This is a genomic window from Chrysosporum bergii ANA360D (assembly GCF_029891735.1).
Taxonomy (GTDB): Bacteria; Cyanobacteriota; Cyanobacteriia; order Cyanobacteriales; family Nostocaceae; genus Umezakia; species Umezakia bergii.
In genome coordinates this window covers 30,487-52,340 of sequence record NZ_JANQDH010000115.1, presented here as the reverse complement: position 1 = coordinate 52,340, position 21,854 = coordinate 30,487, and the positions used below count along the sequence as shown (strand labels likewise).

At 42.7% G+C, this 21,854-nt stretch carries 18 protein-coding genes; 11 read left to right on the top strand and 7 right to left on the bottom strand.

Annotation, left to right across the window (positions count from 1 at the left end; all coding sequences use genetic code 11):
- Positions 1–32: 32 nt before the first annotated feature.
- Positions 33–236 carry a hypothetical protein gene (locus tag NWP17_RS16570; RefSeq protein ID WP_280655978.1) on the bottom strand — a complete coding sequence of 68 codons (204 nt, stop codon included), beginning with the start codon at positions 234–236 and terminating at the stop codon, positions 33–35.
- 8 nt (positions 237–244) lie between these two features.
- On the opposite strand from NWP17_RS16570, the gene NWP17_RS16565 reads away from it, so the two are divergent.
- Complete coding sequence (locus tag NWP17_RS16565; RefSeq protein ID WP_280655975.1) at positions 245–1,636, top strand: malic enzyme-like NAD(P)-binding protein; 1,392 nt, start codon at positions 245–247, stop codon at positions 1,634–1,636.
- Positions 1,637–1,803: 167 nt separating this feature from the next.
- Here NWP17_RS16565 and NWP17_RS16560 read toward each other — a convergent pair whose 3' ends face one another.
- Positions 1,804–5,361 (bottom strand): CHAT domain-containing protein, encoded by a 3,558-nt coding sequence (locus tag NWP17_RS16560; RefSeq protein WP_280655974.1) that lies wholly within the window; start codon positions 5,359–5,361, stop codon positions 1,804–1,806.
- Between the two features lie 108 nt (positions 5,362–5,469).
- Complete coding sequence (locus NWP17_RS16555; protein WP_280655973.1) at positions 5,470–6,153, bottom strand: hypothetical protein; 684 nt, start codon at positions 6,151–6,153, stop codon at positions 5,470–5,472.
- 377 nt (positions 6,154–6,530) lie between these two features.
- Between NWP17_RS16555 and NWP17_RS16550 the strand changes: the two genes are divergently transcribed.
- Positions 6,531–8,426, top strand: coding sequence for a DNA polymerase III subunit gamma/tau (locus NWP17_RS16550; RefSeq protein ID WP_280655972.1), 1,896 nt, complete (start codon positions 6,531–6,533; stop codon positions 8,424–8,426).
- A 13-nt stretch (positions 8,427–8,439) separates the two neighbouring features.
- Here NWP17_RS16550 and NWP17_RS16545 read toward each other — a convergent pair whose 3' ends face one another.
- Positions 8,440–9,849, bottom strand: a complete 1,410-nt coding sequence (locus NWP17_RS16545) for a glycosyltransferase family 2 protein (RefSeq protein WP_280655971.1) — start codon at positions 9,847–9,849, stop codon at positions 8,440–8,442.
- Positions 9,850–10,273: 424 nt separating this feature from the next.
- Here NWP17_RS16545 and ebsA point away from each other — a divergent pair, with 424 nt between their 5' ends.
- The 5 genes from ebsA (at position 10,274) to NWP17_RS16520 (ending at position 13,812) form a co-directional block, all read left to right on the top strand.
- The gene (gene ebsA, locus NWP17_RS16540; protein WP_280655970.1) at positions 10,274–10,657 is read left to right on the top strand and encodes a type IV pilus biogenesis protein EbsA; all 384 of its coding nucleotides are present in this window, start codon (positions 10,274–10,276) and stop codon (positions 10,655–10,657) included.
- 153 nt (positions 10,658–10,810) lie between these two features.
- The gene (locus tag NWP17_RS16535) at positions 10,811–11,893 is read left to right on the top strand and encodes a phosphotransacetylase family protein (RefSeq protein ID WP_280655969.1); all 1,083 of its coding nucleotides are present in this window, start codon (positions 10,811–10,813) and stop codon (positions 11,891–11,893) included.
- 282 nt (positions 11,894–12,175) lie between these two features.
- Positions 12,176–12,679, top strand: a complete 504-nt coding sequence (locus NWP17_RS16530; RefSeq protein WP_280655968.1) for a DNA-processing protein DprA — start codon at positions 12,176–12,178, stop codon at positions 12,677–12,679.
- Positions 12,680–12,835: 156 nt separating this feature from the next.
- Complete coding sequence (locus tag NWP17_RS16525) at positions 12,836–13,237, top strand: MAPEG family protein (RefSeq protein ID WP_280655967.1); 402 nt, start codon at positions 12,836–12,838, stop codon at positions 13,235–13,237.
- 83 nt (positions 13,238–13,320) lie between these two features.
- Positions 13,321–13,812 carry a YajQ family cyclic di-GMP-binding protein gene (locus NWP17_RS16520; RefSeq protein ID WP_280655966.1) on the top strand — a complete coding sequence of 164 codons (492 nt, stop codon included), beginning with the start codon at positions 13,321–13,323 and terminating at the stop codon, positions 13,810–13,812.
- A gap of 145 nt (positions 13,813–13,957) precedes the next feature.
- Here the strand turns inward: NWP17_RS16520 and NWP17_RS16515 are convergent, their stop codons facing one another.
- Positions 13,958–14,422 (bottom strand): hypothetical protein, encoded by a 465-nt coding sequence (locus tag NWP17_RS16515; protein WP_280655965.1) that lies wholly within the window; start codon positions 14,420–14,422, stop codon positions 13,958–13,960.
- A 381-nt stretch (positions 14,423–14,803) separates the two neighbouring features.
- Here NWP17_RS16515 and NWP17_RS16510 point away from each other — a divergent pair, with 381 nt between their 5' ends.
- On the top strand, positions 14,804–15,529 hold the full coding sequence (locus NWP17_RS16510; protein ID WP_280655964.1) for a tetratricopeptide repeat protein: 726 nt from the start codon (positions 14,804–14,806) through the stop codon (positions 15,527–15,529).
- Positions 15,530–15,736: 207 nt separating this feature from the next.
- On the opposite strand, the gene NWP17_RS16505 is transcribed toward NWP17_RS16510, so the two are convergent.
- Positions 15,737–16,138 carry a slr1601 family putative cell division protein gene (locus NWP17_RS16505; protein WP_280655963.1) on the bottom strand — a complete coding sequence of 134 codons (402 nt, stop codon included), beginning with the start codon at positions 16,136–16,138 and terminating at the stop codon, positions 15,737–15,739.
- A gap of 393 nt (positions 16,139–16,531) precedes the next feature.
- Positions 16,532–16,627, bottom strand: a complete 96-nt coding sequence (gene psaM / locus NWP17_RS16500; protein ID WP_006196319.1) for a photosystem I reaction center subunit XII — start codon at positions 16,625–16,627, stop codon at positions 16,532–16,534.
- Positions 16,628–16,784: 157 nt separating this feature from the next.
- Between psaM and NWP17_RS16495 the strand changes: the two genes are divergently transcribed.
- The 3 genes from NWP17_RS16495 to NWP17_RS16485 all read left to right on the top strand — a co-directional run bounded on the left by NWP17_RS16495 (position 16,785) and on the right by NWP17_RS16485 (position 21,753).
- Positions 16,785–18,041: an FGGY-family carbohydrate kinase gene (locus NWP17_RS16495; protein WP_280655962.1), complete on the top strand. Its 1,257-nt coding sequence runs from the start codon at positions 16,785–16,787 to the stop codon at positions 18,039–18,041.
- 99 nt (positions 18,042–18,140) lie between these two features.
- A complete protein-coding gene (locus NWP17_RS16490) occupies positions 18,141–21,149 on the top strand; it encodes a valine--tRNA ligase (protein WP_280655961.1) in 3,009 nt (1,002 codons plus the stop codon).
- Positions 21,150–21,312: 163 nt separating this feature from the next.
- The gene (locus NWP17_RS16485) at positions 21,313–21,753 is read left to right on the top strand and encodes a hypothetical protein (protein WP_280655977.1); all 441 of its coding nucleotides are present in this window, start codon (positions 21,313–21,315) and stop codon (positions 21,751–21,753) included.
- Positions 21,754–21,854: the final 101 nt, after the last annotated feature.

Sequence of the window (21,854 nt, the reverse complement as noted above, 5' to 3'; positions counted from 1 at the left end):
ATCGCTTCTCGGTACACTCAGAGTTAATCAAGTTAACTGGTGGCTGATTTGGCAATGGCGCTTAGTTGCAAACCTGGGGGATAGCTACCTTCTTGTTTAATACGCTTAATTTCTTCGTTGGTGATGGGTAATTTTAACTTTAATGGTGTAAGATAGAACGCACACCAGCACAATTTTATCAAGCGATCGCTATGATTTAACTGAAATTCGATATAAAATCTAAAGCCTGAAGTCAAAAATTACAATGACACAGCTAACTCCTAATTCTAGTTTTAGTTTGACCCTGCGTTTACAAATTCCCAACCGTGTGGGAATGTTAGCATCAATTACCCAGGCGATCGCTGCTAGCGGCGGTAATCTAGGACACATTGATTTAATCGAGCAAACCCGGCATGAGTCTACCCGCGACATTACCGTAGATGCGGCTAGTACCGAACACGCTGAGACTATTGTCCAAGCAGTCAAAGCATTACCAGAAATTCAGGTACTCAGTGTTTACGATCGCACTTTTAATTTGCATCGTGGCGGCAAAATTAGCATTAATAGCCGTATTGCGTTAAATAGCGTTTCGGACTTAGCCATGGCTTATACTCCAGGGGTGGGGAGGATTTGTACAGCCATCGCTCAGGACCCAGAAGAAGTTTACAACCTCACCATCAAACACAATACTGTAGCTATTGTCACAGATGGGAGCGCGGTGTTAGGTTTAGGAAATCTCGGACCTAGTGCAGCTTTACCAGTGATGGAAGGTAAAGCGATGCTATTTAAAGAATTTGCTGGGCTTGATGCTTTTCCGATCTGCCTTGACACCCAAGATACAGATGAGATTGTGCGAACAGTTAAGAATCTGGCTCCGGTTTTTGGTGGTGTAAACTTAGAGGATATTGCTGCTCCCCGTTGCTTTGCCATTGAAAAGAGATTACGAGAAGAACTAGACATCCCTGTTTTTCATGATGACCAACACGGTACAGCTATTGTCACCTTGGCGGCTTTATTTAACGCATTAAAACTGGTAAATAAGTCAATAGCGGAAATTCGCATTGTCATTAACGGTGCTGGGGCTGCTGGGGTAGCCATCGCCAGGTTACTTCGCAAAGCAGGAGCAGAAAAAATTTGGATCTGTGACTCCAAAGGAATTATCTCCACTAGTCGGACTGATTTGACCCCAGAGAAGCAGGAATTTGCTGTTAAAGCCCAGGGGACTTTGGGGGGTGCAATGCAGGGCGCAGATGTATTTATCGGTGTCAGCGCACCGGGAGTTTTAACACCAGAAATGGTGCAAGGAATGGCCAAAGACCCCATTGTTTTTGCCATGGCTAATCCCATTCCCGAAATTCAGCCAGAATTAGTTAGTAAAGTGGTAGCGGTAATGGCTACAGGTCGTAGTGACTACCCCAATCAAATTAATAACGTTTTGGCTTTTCCGGGGGTTTTTCGTGGTGCTTTAGATTGTCGCGCCCAGTCTATTACTACTAATATGTATTTAGAAGCAGCCAGTGCGATCGCTTCCTTAGTTAAACCTTCGGACTTACACCGGGAATATATTATACCGTCAGTCTTTGATAAACGGGTTGCATCTGCTGTTGCAGCTGCTGTACAACAAGCAGCCCGTCAGGAAGGAATTGCGAATAGCTAATTGCCGAATAGTGGGAAGATGAGGGTGATGGTAATTTTAACCACTTCCTACTTTCGACTTCTACTGGACAGGAATAAAACCCCCTCGTTCCACTGCTTCTTGTCCTGTAGAAGATAAAGCCAACTCAACAAATTGTTTGACTACAGGGCTAGTTTTACTGGGCAATTCTAAATAAACAACTCGTAAGTGAGGTTAATACCTGTAATTTTATATCCTGCCCAGTAGTAAGGATGACTATAAAGTTTTTTATCAGGAACCATCTTACTAGTTCTATATAAATATGTTGCCAAATAAGCCTTAACTTTTAATTGATCAGGATCTAAATTATTGAGTAAATCCTCATACCATTTAGTCAGGTCAAGGGCGGTGAGTTCTTTTAACCATAAGGTTGCTGCTGCTAAGGCGGTAACTGGTGATTGATTGAGTTGTAGTCTTCTATAAAAATCAATCATCACTAAAGCGCTGCTAGATGATTCCACAGTCCATAAACTGCTCACGATATACGGCACTCCTCTGGCAATAAAAGCAGTGGTTAAATCTACATATTCAGTGATAATATCTTCGTATTTATTTGTCTCATTATCACCAGAGGCCAGAGTAACTAACTTATAATGATTGAGATTTCTTTCACAGATTTTTGCCAAGGTGATTTGTACTTCATTCCCTAAACTTAATGCTGATTTTTTCGGTTCATGAACGTTGTTAACCATGCTACCGGCAAAATGAAAAATATGATAATGCTGATCAAATAAAGCATTTTCTACTTCATTTTTGCTCACATTATCGTTTTGAATACATCGAGAATTATTAAACATCTGGCTAATAATATCAGATGCAAACTTGGTAAACTTTAGTAGGGAATAATTGGCGCTGTTGGCTGACTCCAAACTCAGCAAGGTTTGCTGATCTGCCCATGTCCATGTACTTTCAGCTTTGACAGATAAACCTTTTTGCACCGTGGGTAAATAGCTAATGATAAAATTACCAGGTAATTCTGGCTGAGAAAGTGAAGCAATATTAAACAAAGTATGAAGGGGCAATAGATGTAACTGGCGGTGGGGAATTAAAATCAGTTGGGTGATGTCTTCTAGTTCTTGTGTAATGGTGGGAATTTGAAGAATATCGGTGAGTTTGAACAGCCTTGCTTGCATATCCACCCGCCAGGTATGATTGCTTTTGCTGTGTTGGTCTTGGGCTTGACGGAGATATGCTTGGTATGATTGATGCCAATCTTCCAGCCAATTTTCAAATTCAATTAACCGTCTCACAGCTTCTGGTAAAGGTAATTCATCAACAAACTGGGGGTTTTGTTGTAAATCTATTTGGTTGACATTTTGTATGGGTGTAAAGACTAAAATAGGTGAGGGGGCTTGGTGTTTGATGATAAAGGTATGTAGAGCTACTGGGCTGATATGCCAATAAATAATTGCTGTATGGGGATTGAGGAGTTGTTGAACTGAATTGTAATAGTGTGTGTAAATTTTTTCATGCCAATCATATAGTAGCCAAGTTAAACAAGAATTTTTACCTTGTTCTGCCATTTCCCAGGCTTCTACTATGTCGCCGTATTCCACAGCTAAATCTACCTCTAATTGACCAATTCCTGCAAATTTTAGGGCTAGTTGTTTTTTACTGTCATCACCACGAGTTGATTCTGTGAGGATTTGTGCTAATAAATCGGCTGCTTGTTGCTGTAGTTCTTGGGCTTGTGTTATTTCACCAGTGCCTAAAAGTGTTTTAATTAGAGATTGCAAAACCTCTAAATGCAACTCGGCAAAATCTGCTGTTGTCAGAGTTAACAGGGCTTGGTGATATTCAGCTATGGCTTGATACCAATAAATACGAGATGTGGGAAATTTCTTACCTAGCTCATAGTAAGTGTTACCCTTGGCTATGTGCAGTTTACCCCAACCTTCCGGGTGGGTATCTGGGCGAATATGTTTCACCCCTTCCTCTAAACTGGCTAGTTTACCTTCATAGCCTCCCTGTTGCAGGGCTGGGTTTTGTGTGGCAATGTTGGCGGAGAGACTGAAGTTTGTTGGGGTAACTAAATTACTCGCGGCTATCCCCCGACCAATCCAAGCTTCCCAATAGTCAGGTTTAATTTCTAAGGCTTTATCATAGGCTGCGATCGCTTCTGCATATCTTGTCAGATAAAATAATGCCACTGCCTGATTGTACCAAGCCAAGTGAAAATCTGGTTTGATAGCTACAGCCTGGTTATAGGAAGCGATGGCCTCTTCCCTTTGTCCTAAGTTGTCTAAAGCTATGCCGCGATTATAGCAAGCCAAATATAAATCCGGTTGGGCGGCTAGTGCTTGATCCCAGGAAGCGATGGCTTCAGACCAATTTCCCAAATTAAATAATACTACACCCCGGTCAATCCAAACTTCATAGAAATCAGGTTGAATAGCAATAGCTTGGTCATAAGAAGCGATGGCCTCTGTATATTGCTGAATTACAGCCAAAGCTATACCCCGGTAATACCAGTTTGTTGGGTCTTGTGGTTCCAGATGCAGGGCTTGATCATAACTAGAAATTGCTTGTTCAACTTCTCCTAATTTAATCAAAGCCAAACCCCTGCTAGACCAAGCCTCTGGATTTTGGGGCTGAATTGCTATAGCTTGGTCAAAAGAAGCCACAGCTTCTGCAAATCGTCCTAATTCTCCTAAAGTCCCACCCCGGTAATACCAAGACTTGTAATGGTGGGGTTTGAGTGCTATGGCTTCATCATAAGAAGCGATGGCTTCAGGAAAACATTGGAGATGAAATAAAGTTAAAGCATGATTAAACCAATATTCAAAGGCATCGGGATTCATTTCTATAGCCTGAGTATAACAAGCGATCGCCCCTTCCAAATCCCCTATTTTTGCTTGCTGAAGACCCTGATAAAACCAATCTTGGGCTTGAACATTAGCTTGATCAGCAATAATAGCTGGGATTGCTCTCCATGGTGACAGATTACCTGGTAACTGTTGGACTAAATTGGCACTTTGATCTACTCTAACCAACAATTCATCTTCCGACTCTGATGAGACTTGACTAAAATTGTCCATGACATCTTCATCAGTGGGGGTAGCGACGGGTGCTGTTGTTGGTTCCTCTGCTTCACCTGAATATTCCCAAGTTAATTTTCCTCCATCCTCCGTCAACATTTCCCCAGCTGGCTCAACCGGCGGTGTTGCTGGGGTAGTTGTTAATTCTAGGTCGTCAGACTCCCATAACAATTCCCCCAAGTTGCGTATTAACTCCACTCCTGGAGAGTCTAATGGGGGAAGGGTAGAAGTTATGGTTTCACTTTCTTGGGATTCTTGCTCATCGTCGCGCAACTCCCCGGTTAATAAGCGGATACCAATATCATAAGAAAGTTCACCAACCTTACCAATACCCAGTTCCCCCAATTGCACCATCTGTGTTGCTAACTGATGATTAGGTCTTGGTGATAAAAGCAATTTTTCGGCAAATATCAGCAGCCAATCGATCCACCGTTCAACACTGATGCGATCTTCCATGCGCTGTAGATATTCTATTGCCCATTGTTGTCCTCGTCCCTGCTGTACGCCTGCCAACAACTGGGTATATAAAAATTCCAGATCCGCATTAGTGAGTTCTGGTGGTGGTTGTGTCACCTCCAGTTCTGGTGCAGCCCTGAAGGAATTATTTTGCTGATCATCAACAGAGTGGTTAGAAAACTTTTTCAACCACTGCAATAGCTGGGTGAGCATCTGCCATACTCTTGGATTTATTTTTCTCCTAGATTATTGTACAGATGGTTGTGTTCAAAAAATCTTTAATTACTTAACAGCCGCTGTAATTAAACAGGCTGTTCACCTTTAATCTGTTTTTGATTGACTGGGGGCATAATATTGATTTATGAGTACCTGGACAATTATTTGTGGATCATCTGTCTCAATGCCCAATTGCTGGGCAAGTTGTTGGCGTAAATTCTCATCCTGCTGCAACATAATCAACAGCTGATCTAGGGTGACAGTTTGGCTTGTACCCTCACTGGGCAAATTTTCTGACTGACCCACTTCTTCTACCGAGTGATTATTAGGGGGTGCTGAAGTAGTATGACTGGCATCTGGCCCGTCATATTCCCATATTGGTTGTATTGTTTGGGGAGAAAGGCGTGTTAATAACTGCATACCAATTTCATAGGACACATCCCCCACTTCACCAACTCCTAATTCCCCCAGTTGCACTAACCGCGCGGCTAACTCATTGTTAGGTGTGGGTGATGCTAACAGTCTTTGCCCAAAGCGCCGTAACCATTCTACCCAGCGTTCAGTAGAGACACGATGCTCAATATTATCTAGCCACTTTTGCGCCCAACTTTGACCTCTGGCTTGATGCACCCCTTCTATAAGTTGATTGAAAAGAAATTCTAAATCAGTATCAGTCAGGGGTGGTGCTGGTTGTCCTGGTACATCATCCCCCCTGTGGGTAGGAGTTCTTTGCCCTCTAAACCACTGGCGAAAAAGATTTTTGAACCATTGAATTATTTGCCTGAGCATTTGCTGCACCATTGAGTATTATTGATTAAAATCCGGAGACTATGGACCCATACCATTTACCATTGGGGTAAACAATATCGCAGGTTTTAGGATTTCCCCATAACCGAGGTTTACCACGCATTGGAATTTGAGTTATTTTGGCTAATTTTAAATAGCCGTTATGGCGAACTCGGCCCAAGTGAGGTACATCCTTAGCGGGCAAGACTTGTACTGAGCGCTTAGTACTGAGCTTAGTCGAAGTATAGTCGAGGTAGGCCTGCGCTACAAGACGATCATTTATAATAGTTCCATCCTAAATTCGACTCAGTGCTACTAAAAAAAATTAAAAGGAAATTAGCTAGTTAATCATGTGCTAACGGCACTAAAGTCTTTTATCCATGTCTTACCAACCCCTCCATCACAAATATCGCCCTAAGAGTTTTATTGAACTGGTGGGACAGGAAGCGATCGCCACTACTCTCACCAATGCCATCCGCACAGCTAAAATTGCCCCTGCTTATTTGTTCACAGGCCCTAGAGGTACGGGAAAAACCTCTAGCGCTCGCATTCTCGCTAAGTCCCTCAACTGTCTCAAGAGTAACCAACCCACCGCTGAACCCTGTGGGGTGTGTGATGTTTGTCAAGGTATTACCAAAGGTTACTCTCTCGATGTTATAGAAATTGATGCCGCCAGTAATACTGGTGTTGATAATATCCGCGAATTAATTGAAAAGGCACAGTTTGCCCCAGTCCAGTGTCGCTACAAGGTTTATGTCATTGATGAATGCCATATGCTCAGTACCGCAGCATTTAACGCGCTCCTGAAAACCTTAGAAGAACCACCATTACACGTAGTATTTGTATTAGCTACAACTGACCCGCAACGAGTATTACCAACGATTATTTCACGCTGCCAAAGATTTGATTTTAGAAGGATTCAGTTAGAGACGATGATTAAGCATTTAAGTACCATCGCCTCTCAAGAAAAAATTAATATTTCTGCTGATGCTTTAACCTTAATAGCCCAAATTGCTCAGGGAGGGTTGCGAGATGCAGAAAGTTTACTGGACCAATTAGCTTTGTCTGTGGGTCAAGTAACACCTGAGAAAGTTTGGGATTTAGTCGGATCGGTGAGTGAACAGGACTTACTAGCCTTGTTAAATGCCATGGCTGAAAATGACCCAGAAGCAGTTTTAGATTGTAGCCGTAAAATTCTTGATAGTGGTAGGGAACCACTGACTATCTTACAAAATCTCGCTGCCTTTTACCGTGATTTACTCATAGCCAAAACAGCACCCCATCGCCAAGATTTAGTGACCTGCACTCAGCAAACCTGGACAGCATTAGTCCAATTTGCCCAACAACTGGACATGACAACAATTTTGCGGGGACAGCAACATCTACGCACATCTGAGGTGCAACTTAAAAACACTACCCAGCCCCGTTTATGGTTAGAAGTAACATTGTTGGGTTTATTACCAAGTGCCAATATTCAACCTCCAACAGCCAGTACACCCCAGGTAGTCACCACCAGAAATTTAAGTAATAATTCTTACTCAATAGCCGATCCACCATCTCCACCGACAAATCAAAATACCACTGTTAAACCACCAACCCCTACCACACCCCCACCAGTCACTCAGCCACCAGCAACCGATGAACCAGCACCTCCCCAGGAGATTATGATCACATCAGAGTATAACTTAACTCAAATGTGGCAAAAAGTACTGGTTAATATTCAGATGCCTTCTCGACAAGCTTTACTTGGTCAAATGTGCCAAATTATCGAGTTTGATGGCAGCATGGCTCGTATTGCCGTCAAGGGAACTTGGTTAGACACCCTCAAATCTGATCTACCCATGATTAAGGCTGCTTTTCAACAAACTTTCCAGCGGGAAATCCAGGTTTATCTAGAAAAGGGAACTTCTTCTAGTTCCAACTCCAGAAAAAAAAATCCCCAGCCCCAAGACTCTACTAGTCTGAAGCAACCACCAGCAACTAAGTACAATCAGCCAACTGTATCTGTAGCACCAGTGGCTCCTCCACCAACACCAGCACCAACAGCAACAACAAGCCAATCAACAACAAGTGCAGCTAAGGTGAAAAGTTTGCCCCCGCAGATCCAGCCAGCACCCCAGACCAATTGGGAAACTGACGAAGTGGCGATCGCTGCCCACCGTTTAGCGGAATTCTTCCAGGGGGAGGTTATCCGCCTCACAGATGATGATGGTAGTTCACTTGAATCCATAAATACATCTGAGTGGGCGGAGGAATCAGAACTTGATGATGCGTAATTTTATTAATAAACTAATCACTACTTCCTAAATGAACTGTTTTCACCCATTTTAGTCGCTTTGGTCTGACGGACATCCGAGCAGTGGTACTACTCATCACTACTAACCAATGCAACATATACACAACTCCACGCAGTGTTTGCAGCAACAACAAAAATGGGCTGGTAATATTGAGTTTTTTATCTCCACGGATACGAATAAGTCCAGCAAACATCCCCACAACAGACATACTCACTGATAAACTAGTTACCGGGGCTAACATTGGTAAACGATGCCGAGCCACCGCCATTAATAAATCTGGAATTGCTGCTGTAGGTAGGATATACATAGTCAGCATAAACATGAGCATATCCCAAGTTTTTCGCATCCCCATGCGGTTTTTGACAATCAGATCCCAGTAATCCAAATAGCGTTGATAGCCGCCTTCTGCCCAACGATTACGCTGATGCCAAAGGGCGAGAGCAGTGGTAACGCCTTCTTCTTCCACAGCCGGGTAAAATGTACACTCAATGTCCCATTTATCCAGATGTAGACGGAAAGTCATATCTAAATCATCAGTGATGGTTAGTTCATTCCATCCGCCACAACTTTCTAAAGCTGTACGCCGGACAAATTGACCATTTCCACGCAGTTCGCCAATACCACCAATGGCAACACGTTGTTGCTGAAACCAGGTATCTAAAGCCATTTCCGCCATTTGCCCCTGAGTCCAAAAATTTTCCTTAGCGTTGGCGATGGCTTTTCGCACCTGCACCGCTCCCACTTTTTCTCGCTGGAACAAAGGTGCTACTTGTAGCAGTAAGTCTGGAACTACCTGAGCATCAGCATCAAACACTGCTATGATTTCCCCATTGGTCAATGGCAAGACTTGATTTAATGCTCCGGATTTGCCCCCTGTGGCTTGCGGAGAACGCCTGAAAACATTGAGTTGTTTATATTCTTGGGCTAGTTCCGCTAACAACTCTGGGGTTTTGTCGGTGCTGTTATCGTCAACTATCCAGACTTCATACTGACCATCTGGATATTCCAGACTACAAAGATTCCTAACTAACTTACCAATAACTGCTTCTTCATTTTTTGCTGCTACTAAAACAGATATGGAGGGTAAATCTGCCTGCATTTTTTTGGCATAGCGGCGGGGTTTGGCAAATACCACCACTAAAGCGTGAAATCCTAGGAGAGTAGTTAGCCCTAGAACGAGTATTGAACCCCAAGAGGCTAAATGCAGAGCAATTGTACCGCTCCACACTACAGTCAAAACCAGAGCGGCTTTGCGTCTACGTCCTTGAAACCGGGATGGTAGAGACATGGGACAGACCTCTACCACTGACTCTTCCTCATCCGCCGATTGGTCAGATAATAGGGAGTTAAGTTGGTCAAGCTCGTGGTAATAATCGTTTTCAGGCCAGGAATTCGCCGGCATAGGTTACTTGATTCAAAAAGCAGTATTGTTATAAACCTGAAAAAGCGGGAATTCAAACACTCAAACACTCAAACACCCCATTTGCACAGACTTTGACAACCAATTACGGATCAGTAAGTGCAAAGTAGTGGCAATTTGCTTGTGAGTGGAAACTGCAACAGCATTATCCAACGCCTGACAGCGTAGATTTTTGCTTTTATTGCCCCGGCTTCTTCTTTAAAAGTGAATGTAGCTTTATTGTAACCGAATTTTAACATTTCTTAGCACTATGTTTTGATAGTTTCGATTATTTAAACATTTTTACATTTCTACATAATATTAGCCACCAATCACAGTAGGCAAAACTGTAAGAGCGTATACTGAAAAGAAACATCACATCATCAAACACCAATGACCACTGCTATAACTTGAGGAATGTTTAATTATGTCTATTGCTCAACTACAACCTGCTACTCAACAACAAACAAGCGTTTATTTACCTTATATTCAAGGTACGAAGCGTAACTTTTTACCTCTGGCCTTGAGTCTGTATCAAAAAGGCACTTTAGAAGGACAGCGCAAAATTGAAGGTAGTAGCAGTATTCCCTTTGTGGCTTCTTGGAATGTTGCTACCCTGCCTTCTGATTTAACACGTTGCCGAATACAGTTTGACAGCAATGCTGAACTCACCTATGAAGTGATGATGGCTAGTTTTGAATTTATCGGTTTTTTAACAGAAGTGTTGGAAAATTATAAGCGCTATCGCTTAACTGATTTTTCACAAGCTTTCTACCGGAAAGTCTTGCGTGTGGACGAATGGGCTAGTTAAAAAATTGTCAAGATTGTCGATTTGAGATGAGAAGATATTGATTAAGTTGATCAAAACTCCACCTTTTCAGCACTCTAGCCTGTTGCCAGAACCAACTAAAATTAGGAAACACCTAGCTGAGTTCTACTTCCTTTTGCAATTAGGAGTGCGTGTGTGCCAAAATCTGCCAAATATTTGCTGATTGGCTCAACTAAGACCTATAGTGGCAAATCTGCAACAGTCTTGGGTTTGACTCATCAGCTACAGCAAAAAGGACTAGATATTGCCTACGGTAAACCTCTAGGAACCTGTTTTAGTTCATCTGGCGGAACTGTAGTTGAAGAAGATGTGGAGTTTATTGCCCATACTCTTAGCTTGCCCACAAATCGTGTTGCAGCCACAATCCTGGCTTTAGATGAAGTTAATGTCCAGAAACGCTTGCGGGGCGAAGACCAAACTGATTATCGACAGCTCTTAAAACAACAATATTCCCAAATTTATCAGGGAGATTTAGTTGTATTAGAGGGTCCCGGTGATTTGACACAAGGGAATCTTTTTGATTTGTCTTTGTTACAGGTGGCTGAAGCTTTAGATGCAGCAGTACTATTGGTGGCTCGTTATCATTCCCTGCTCTCTGCTGAGGCAATATTGTCTGCTAAACAGCATCTAGGCTATCGTCTGGTGGGAGTTGTTATTAATGATATACCGAGCCAAGAACAACAAACAGTGGATAATCTGTTATGTCCATTCTTGGAACAACAAGACATTCCTGTGTTAGGAACTTTGCCAAAAAGTGACTTGCTACGCAGTGTCAGTGTGGGCGAATTAGTCAATCAGTTAAGTGCTGACGTTCTCTGTCGTGGCGATCGCTTGGATTTGATGGTGGAGAGTTTGGCTATTGGGGCAATGAATGTCAATTCAGCTGTGAGGTATTTCCACAAACGCCGCAATATGGCAGTAGTCACCGGAGGCGATCGCGTGGAAATTCAACAAGCTGCTTTAGAAACTTCCACCCAATGTCTGATCCTGACCGGACAATTGCCACCACCAGAGTTTATTCTCAACCGTGCTGAAGAATTAGAAATCCCAATTTTATCTGTTGACTTAGATACCCTGACTACAGTGGAAATTGTTGACCGCACTTTCGGACAAGTGCGTCTCCATGAACCCATAAAAGTCGAGTGTATTCGCCAGTTAATGGCTGAAAATTTTGATAGCGATCGATTGCTGTCTAAATTATGGAATTCTTCAGTTTAAGTTTACAGTCAACCATGAATTGACCCCAGCCTATTTTGTTGATGCTGGGGTTTCTACATCCCCAGCAGTAGGTTGAGATTTCTGACCCCTCTCACCCATGCTGATTACTCTTGCATTATTATAACACACTAAAAAGCTGTCCTATCAGCACGGGGCTTGTATCCCATTCTTTTGGTCAGGGATAAAATCCGGAAAATATAACAATATGTAACTTAAGTTCACTTCTCACCTACACTCTGTTTGGTAAAATATCCTGGTTGTTTAATTTGATTACGTTCATCTTTGACCCAGTCAACAGACCTCATTAACCTCGACACATTAGCACAGGAACTGGCTACTATTCAGCAAACAGGTTCTAAGCGAATCGCCTTGCTGGGTTCCCGTCATGTGCCAATTACCCATCAAAATTTGATTGAAATGATGACCTATGCCCTAGTTTTATCAGGCAATCGCGTGATTACCTCTGGGGCTACAGGGACAAATTCAGCGGCCATCAAAGGCGCAATGCGGGCTGATCCGAATTTATTGACAGTGATTTTACCCCAAAGCCTGGAACGTCAGCCCCATGAATCCCGTGAACAGCTAGAACAAGTGATGCACCTGGTGGAAAATCCCGGCAATGATCATTTGTCTTTAGCGGAAGCTAGTTATATTTGTAATAAGGAGATTGTCTCCCGTTGCCAGCAACTAGTCTGTTTTGCATTTCACGACAGTGGTACGCTGCTACAAACTTGTAGAGATGCAGAAGAACAAAGAAAAGTGGTCACCCTGTTCTACTTTGACTAACAAGTCAATAAGACCTCCCTTGGGTAATGATAGATATAGGAAACTGCGAATTGGTAATAGGTAGTTAGGTTAGCCCAATTACCTGTTACCTAATTAATCACATTCAAGTAACAACTAGTACTATTAATGGATTTAATCACCCTATCGCCACTGCCTATGTCTAGTATTTTTTTGTACTCCATTGCTGCTGCTGCCATTCTCATTTATCTGCCGTATTTACTGGTAGCTTATGCTCGCTTCCAGATTGGGTATGAAGCCCTTGTTGCTCCTCGCGCCCAGTTTGATAAATTGCCTCCCTATGCTCAAAGAGCAGCTTGGGCACATCAAAACTCTCTTGAAGCATTTATGTTGTTTGCTAGCGCAGCATTGATGGCATATGTAACTGGTGTAAATTCTTCCACAGCAACAATCGCAGTTCTGGCGTTTGTTGTGGCCCGGTTCCTATACTCAATTTTTTATATTTTGAATATACCCCTATTGCGATCACTGATGTTTGCCGTTGGTTCTGTTAGTTATGCTACTCTATTCATTCTCAGCATCATTCAAGCTAATAGTTAATCTGGGAATCACCGAAGTATCAACGGCGAGCAGAGCTACTGGCTAAAGTTAACAAATCTAAAATCTAAAATCTAAAATTGCCTATGGCTTCTACATATTCCTTTGACATTGTGAGCGACTTTGACCGACAAGAATTAGTAAACGCTGTTGATCAAGTTGCTCGAGATATCAAGAGTCGTTACGACCTCAAAGATACTCAAACTACTATTGAGTTAAACGAGCAAAGCATTAATATCAGCACTGACAGCGAATTTACCTTAGATTCTGTCCACAACATTTTGCGGGAAAAAGCAGCCAAGCGTAACCTCTCTCAGAAAATTTTTGAGTTTGGTAAAGTGGAATCAGCTAGCGGTAACCGTATACGTCAAGAAATCACACTCAAAAAAGGTATCAGTCAGGAAATAGCTAAACAAATTTCCAAACTGATTCGCGATGAGTTCAAAAAAGTACAACCCTCCATTCAAGGTGATGCTGTAAGGGTTTCAGCCAAAGCCAAGGATGACTTACAAAGCGTTATCCAGCGTCTGAACCAAGAGGACTTTCCTGTAGCTTTGCAATTTACTAATTATCGTTAGAGCAGGTGTGGGGTGGATCAATATCCACCCTTAATTTTTTTTAACTAAGACCGTCCATCAATGCTTTTTTGAAAGGCTCGACTATCAGAGATGCGGATAGTCAACTACGAGCGCCACCGCCAAGTTTTAGCATAATTACCTGAGATTAAAGAACTTTGTGAGTGTGGGAATGCTGTTTCACGTTGTCTTCTTTATTAACAACTCTAGTGGCATTAAGCACTCTTTTATGCTGGATAGAATACATAAAATCACTGTAGGTTGTACCTAGGGCAATGAGGGATCGTGCTGTTTGATGGCGCTTGTAAGTGCGAGCAGCAGCAAACACCCGGTCTGCAAATTCTTCCGCAATTTGAGCCGAGTTGGGAAAGCAGTCTGGTAAAACTGGTATATTGCCATGGAGAACAGAACCTAGGGTAGTTGCACAGGCTAGCTTATAGGAAGTGGGGATACCTTTTAACAAAGCTTCTAAAGCAGCAGAGGGAATTGGTTCTACAACTTCAACTTCATGTACTTCCCCGTCTTCCTTGATGAAGCAGGTACAGAGACCCATAACTACATAATCATCAGCAGCTAAATCAGGAGCATCTTCATAGAAAATTGCTGTTGTCATAAAAAATTTCTCAAAACTTAAACATTACTGGCTCGCAGCATTAGTCTGGGGACACATTTGCACTTACGCCTATTGATTCTCCGCCGGACTAAAGGAGCAGTATAGGGGCTTTTTGGCATTCTAGCAATTTGTTGCTCTCACTATTTGATTAATCTTCAAGATTAATATTTATTCTTTCTGGAATTCAACTTAGGGTTGAAGTATTAGTTATTAAATTTCAGCATTAATGGTTGAAGTGAGATGAAATCTACCAATTTTTAGTCTGGATACTTAGAAATTAAGTAATGATAGACACCTAAACAACTGACACAGGGGCGAAACTACCATGACAACAAAAACTGTAATTTGATTTCTTAGAGCAAGTAGCTCAGGCAATAAAATATGAATAAGTATTCATTTTTAGCTTCTGGTAACCAGCAAAAGAGGCGATACAATTTTGTTCCAAATAGCACGTTTTATGCTATTGCGCATGAGAATGACAGTATCGGTGGTTGTGGTTTAGGGGATGAGGACTTACGCTCTTGCGCTTTAAGTTCAGCCCGACAAGGAAATTATGCTCAGGCCATCGCATTACTAACGGAATTGATTCATCGCCGTCCGCAAAATTCCATTAATTACAACAATCGGGGATTAATTTATTTTCAGAGTGGCGAAATGCCAAAAGCTTTAGGTGATTACAACACAGCACTGAGATTGAATCCTAATTTGGCGAGTGCTTATAACAATCGAGCTAATTACCATGCAGCTTGTGAGGATTTCACCGCCGCCCTGGCTGACTACGACCAAGCCATTGATCTAAATCCTAGTTATGTCCGAGCGCGGATTAACCGAGGAATTACCTTACGGGACTTGAAAGAATACGAAGAGGCTATTGAGAATCTGGAAGTAGCAATGCTTTTCGGGCAGTTAGAAGGTCATATCTGGGCAGAACTGGGCAGAACCTACCATCTCTGGGGTGATTGGAATTGTGCGATCGCTGATTATCGTCGCGCGCTCTCCCAACTACCGGAAGTAGATCCCCACAGGGAAATATCTGGTTATCCATTGCGTTTACACATCGAAAATTGGTTAAACGAGCTCTTGTCTCCCAAAAATTTCCATAACTAATTTCCATAACTAAATTTTGGACAGCTAAACTGCAGACGTATGAAGGTTTTACGTCGGAGATGGGGGCAGTTAAAATACAAGATGGGCGCGTCAGACTCCATAAATGCTGTAAATAGACTTATATTTTATGTCTGACGCACCCCAGCATAAATTTTTGGTGGGGCGCTTGGGTGATTCCTAACATGGTAAATATTATTCCCGCAATCATCACTCTAATACTTTAACTTCTTGACCATCTTGATTGACGAAGACTACCGGAAGTTGATCAGGCTCAAATCTGTAGGCCTGCTGTTGTCTGATACTATGAGTTTGATGGGGATCAAAATTACGTTTAAATTCTCTCTGTAAACTCTCCACACGTTCTTCCATCAGCTTGACTTCTGTACTGACTTCTCGCAGTCTGTCTTGCTGTCTCCATTGATAAGGAATAAGTTGCAATAGGCCAGATAGTGCGGCTGCGGAAATGGTCAAATTAACGACTATCTTGGCGGTGGTTTCCAAGGCCATCACCTGGTAGGAACGTTGACGAAGATGCCGTTTTGGTCTAGGAGTAATCCGGCGTTGTTGTGTAGGTTGTAGCGGTGGTCTAGAAGGTTGACTCGCGTTCATTATGCTAAAATAACCTTATTGATTTAATGGCATCATCATACAAAGCACACTGGCAATGATTACAGCCTTAGTTAGCTGTCATATTACTTCATTTTTTGGCAATTGCTACACGTATATTTAATGTAAAAATTAAACATAAAATACGTAAATAGCCAGTATAGGAAAGCCTTTAGCATCTGACCACCAAGGACTAGTCTACCTGATGATTTTTTTGGAAAAAATTATATCAATAATATTTAACTATGTCAAAAATATAGCGGCGAATCAAGTTATGGATCAGTGAGTACTTATTATTTTTCTGTTTGGTTGTGAATAAAACAACCATTACTAATTCGATGGTTGTTTAACAGTGGGGTGGTGATATACCCCACTTAAGCATCTCAGAACCAGGCGTTATTTATACAGTTCTGTTGCTAAACGCCAAGCCAGAATTCCTGGAATCAGCGCGACAGCCAAAGCAATATACACTTGAGTATCTGATATAGGCACGGTGGGAACCCTCCTGAGCTTGAAAATATTGAACAGTTCGTTTACTACTTTTCACTGTTTTGCCAAAAATGTCGAATATCTTGTAACAAGATGCAACATAAACAGTGATCAACCAGTAGCTATTTATTAATTTTCATCAAAAACAGTTGATCAAACCATGAATTTTTATTTAGGAATGGATTTTGGCACATCTGGCGCTAGGGCTGTAGTGATTAATCATCAAGCTTCTAGCATGGCAGAAATCAAGTATCCCTGGGTAGATGAGGCTGGTGCTGATTTAGCCACTACTTGGGAAACAGCTTTATTCACTCTGCTGGGACAAATACCAGAAAAATTGCGGCGAAACATTCAGGCGATCGCCATCAATGGTACTTCTGCCACGGTTTTGCTGTGTGATGCCATTGGTAAACCTGTAGATGCACCTTTATTGTACAACGATGGGCGAGGATCAGTGGTGTTGCCGCAGTTGAGAAACATTGCACCTTTACATCACAATGTCTTAAGCGCCACTTCTAGCCTAGCCAAACTGCTGTGGATGATGCAGCAACCGACTTTTAGCCAAGCTAGATATTTTCTGCATCAAGCCGACTGGTTAGGGTTTCTGCTGCATGGGCATTTAGGGGTCAGTGATTATCACAACGCTTTAAAGCTGGGCTATGATGTGGAAAACTTAAAATATCCACAATGGCTGGAACACCTGCAATTACCTATTCAACTACCCACCGTTCTACCTCCTGGTACTCCCATAGGCAAACTGCGCCCAGAAATTGCCTCTCAGTTTAATTTCCCTGGTGATTGCTTGGTGTGTGCGGGTACAACTGATAGTATTGCAGCTTTTTTAGCTAGTGGGGTAACATCCCCAGGGGAAGCTGTGACCTCTTTAGGTTCAACTTTAGTAGTAAAACTCTTGAGTCGTACCCGGGTAGAAGATGCACAGTATGGAATTTATAGCCATCGTCTGGGTAACTTATGGCTGACTGGGGGTGCTTCTAATACAGGGGGTGCGGTACTAAAACAATTTTTTAGTGATGCTGAGTTAGAAAAGTTGAGCAGCAAGATTGATGCCACAAAAGCCAGTGAATTAGACTATTACCCATTATTGCAGCCGGGCGATCGCTTTCCCATTAATGATCCCCATCTACCACCCCGATTGACACCACGCCCTGATGATCCTGTGGAATTTCTGCATGGGTTGTTAGAAAGTATAGCCAAAATTGAAGCTCGCGGTTATGAACTATTAGAGGAAATGGGGGCAGATAAATTAACTCGTGTTTATACTGCTGGGGGTGGTGCTGCTAATTCTAAGTGGTGTGGGATTCGTGAACGACATTTAAACGTTTCGGTGGTTGCTTGTATGAATCGGGAAGCGGCTTATGGTACGGCGCTGTTAGCGAGGAGAGGAGTGAGAAGGTGAGGGTTATTTGCTGCTAATGTGGATTTTTGGCTTTCCCTCAAACCCCTTGTCAGGCTATGGCAAAATTTATAGAGTCCTTCCACAGTTAGTTTTCCCTGCATGACGGCAAATATTACCAACCTCCCCAGTCTCTACGACCCTTTCACCACAGAAGCGAAGTGGCAAAAATTTTGGGAAGAAAATCAACTCTACAAGGCTGACCCCAATCATGGTGGTGAACCTTACTGCATTGTGATTCCTCCTCCTAACGTCACCGGCAGTTTGCACATGGGTCATGCTTTTGAAAGTTCCTTAATTGATACCCTCATGCGCTATCACCGCATGAAAGGACGTAACGCCCTATGGCTACCTGGTACAGACCACGCCAGCATCGCTGTTCACACGATGTTGGAAAAACAACTCAAAAAAGAAGGTAAAACTCGCTACGAATTAGGACGCGAACAGTTCTTAGAACGTGCCTGGCAATGGAAGGCTGATTCTGAAGGTACAATTGTTAATCAGTTAAAACGCCTGGGTGTCTCTGTTGACTGGTCACGGGAAAGGTTTACTTTGGATGAAGGTTTATCAAAGGCGGTTCTGGAAGCTTTTGTCAGTCTCTACGAGTCAGGTTTGATTTATCGTGGAGAATATTTGGTGAATTGGTGTCCTGCTTCTCAGTCGGCTGTGTCTGATGTGGAAGTGGATAATCAGGAAGTTGATGGCTATCTTTGGCATTTCCGTTATCCCCTCAGCGATAATTCTGGGTTTGTGGAGGTGGCTACTACTCGACCAGAAACTATGCTGGGTGATACGGCTGTGGCTGTTAATCCCGATGATGACAGGTATAAACATTTAGTTGGTAAGACCTTAACTCTGCCAATTGTACTCCGGCAAATTCCCATTATTGCTGATCAGTTTGTTGACCCTGAATTTGGGACTGGTTGTGTCAAGGTGACTCCCGCCCATGACCCCAATGATTTTGAAATGGGTAAGCGTCACAATTTGCCGTTGATCAATATTATGAATAAGGACGGGACTCTTAATGACAAAGCTGGAGAGTTCCAAGGTCAAGACCGGTTTGTGGCTAGAAAAAATGTGGTGGCTCGCTTGGAATTAGACGGTGTGCTGGTGAAGGTGGATAATTATAAGCATACTGTTCCTTATAGCGATCGCGGTAAGGTTCCGGTTGAACCACTGCTGTCTACTCAGTGGTTTGTGAAAATTCGCCCTATGGCTGATCAGGCTTTAGATTTTCTTGACAACCAAAATTCACCAGAGTTTATCCCCCAGCGCTGGAGTAAGGTTTATCGTGATTGGTTGGTGAAGTTAAAGGATTGGTGTATCTCTCGTCAATTATGGTGGGGTCATCAAATTCCCGCTTGGTATGCGGTAAGTGAAACCAATGGTCAAATTACTGACTACACACCTTTTGTGGTGGCTAGGTCAGCAGATGCTGCTTGGGAACAGGCTAAAGCACAATTTGGGGAAAATGTCCAGCTAGAACAAGACCCAGATGTATTAGATACTTGGTTTTCTTCTGGGCTTTGGCCGTTTTCTACTTTGGGTTGGCCAGAACTAACTGACGATTTAGCCACGTACTACCCTAATAGTACTTTGGTGACTGGCTTTGATATCATCTTTTTTTGGGTTGCTAGAATGACCATGATGGCAGGACACTTTACTGGTACTATGCCATTCCATGATGTTTACATCCACGGTTTAGTTTTGGATGAAAACGGTCAGAAAATGTCCAAAACTAAGGGGAATGGTATTGACCCATTGTTATTAATTGACAAATATGGTACTGATGCTCTGCGCTATACTTTAGTTAAGGAAGTGGCTGGGGCGGGTCAAAATATCCGCTTGGAATATGACCGCAAAAAAGATGAGTCTTCTTCTGTAGAAGCATCTCGCAATTTTGCTAACAAGTTGTGGAATGCAGCCCGGTTTGTGATGATGAATTTGGACGGACAAACCCCAGCACAACTGGGTCAACCAATGGCTAGGGAATTAAGCGATCGCTGGATTCTTTCTCGCTATCATCAATTTATCAAACAAACTAGTAATTACATTGATAATTACGGTTTAGGGGAAGCTGCAAAGGGTTTGTATGAATTTATCTGGGGTGATTTTTGCGATTGGTATATTGAGTTAGTTAAATCCAGGTTACAAACAGATGCAGATCCCGCATCCCGTCTAGTGGCGCAACAAATTCTCGCCTATGTACTAGAAGGAATTTTAAAGTTACTGCATCCTTTTATGCCTCACATTACTGAGGAAATTTGGCAAACTCTCACCCAACAACCAGCAGACTCTTTACAAAGTTTATCTTTACAACTCTATCCCCAAGCAGATGATAACTTGATTAATCCAGATTTGGAGGCACGGTTTGAACTGCTAATTGGTACAATCCGCACAATTCGCAATTTACGGGCTGAGGCGGATATTAAGCCGGGGGCGAGAATTACCGCCAATTTACAAACTGCTAATCCCCAAGAGCAAGAAATCCTGACCACTGGACAAGCTTATATTCGAGATTTGGCCAAAGTGGAGAATTTAACTATTGCTGGTGGGGAAAAAGTCAGCCCCACAACGGCTACAAAAAAACCTCAGAGGGGTTTAATAACCATTGGCTTAATTATGGCCGGGCTGGTTTTGGTACGTGTAGGTTGGACTACAGCAAATGCGGTTTATCAAGTTCCTTTTCTAGGTAAATTATTTGAAGTAGTTGGTTTTGGTTACACATCTTGGTTTGTTCTCCAAAATCTGATCACAGCCGAGGCTAGACAAAAGTTATGGGCTAGTTGGTTTTCGCCCCGTCCGGAAAAATCACTGACAACATTACAACCACCCCCAGCAGCAGAAAATGTGATTGCTGGCGTTGTGGGTACTGTACAAGTGGTAATTCCTTTGATTGGGGATGTGGTAGATATTGCTACTTTACGCGCTAAACTGGAAAAAAGCCTCAATAAAGCAGAAGCAGAGGCTAAGTCTTTGAGTGCAAGGTTAAGTAACGCTAAGTTTGTGGATAAAGCCCCCCCGGAAGTGGTGGAGGGTGCAAGAGCATCTTTAGCAGAGGCTGAAAAACAAGCGGAAATTTTGCGCGATCGCCTGGCTAGTTTAGGGTAGGTATAAAGGGTAATGGTTGAATTTCAACCGTTACCTATCAAAACATAGTGGGAACGTCAGAAACCCTACGCTAAAGCCTAGGGGATGAAACGCGGCTAAACAGGATTTATCCTGTGGTATCGTTAACAAAAGGCGATGGGAAATGTCAACTAAGCCTGAAACTATGCTGTATCTCGCTCAAGTACATAAAAACACATTCTTAAATAAGTATCAGTTACGCTTGTTAGCACGTCAAGAAAGTGAAAACCTTTGGGTAGTTATCCAGGAGGAAACTTTGATTGTGTTAGACCAAGAAACTACTGTGAGTGAAACTGTGAGTGAAAATTTACTGGTTTTAGTCCAGCTTTCCCCCACTGGTGAAATTGAAAATTTAGAAGATGCTACTAACTGGGTAGTAAAATTAGTACAGAACTACCTAAGTAGTGGTATGACACCGGCGCAGTTACGACAGGAAGCAGAACGGGCGGAAAGTTGGCGACAGTCCCTCACCCTACAAAACCAAGACTTAGCCCGTCGTTCTTTGGAATTAGAAGCCCGTCGGGAACAGATTCAAGCTTTAGAAGAAAGTCTCAAACGTCACAGAAACGGATACAGCCAAGACTAATAAATTCTCAGGAATATTGACACCCCTCCCCGCTTGCTCTGAGGAGGGTGGGGTGAGGAGTCTGGGATATAAAACCTTGATTCGGCTATTGGGTTTTAAAG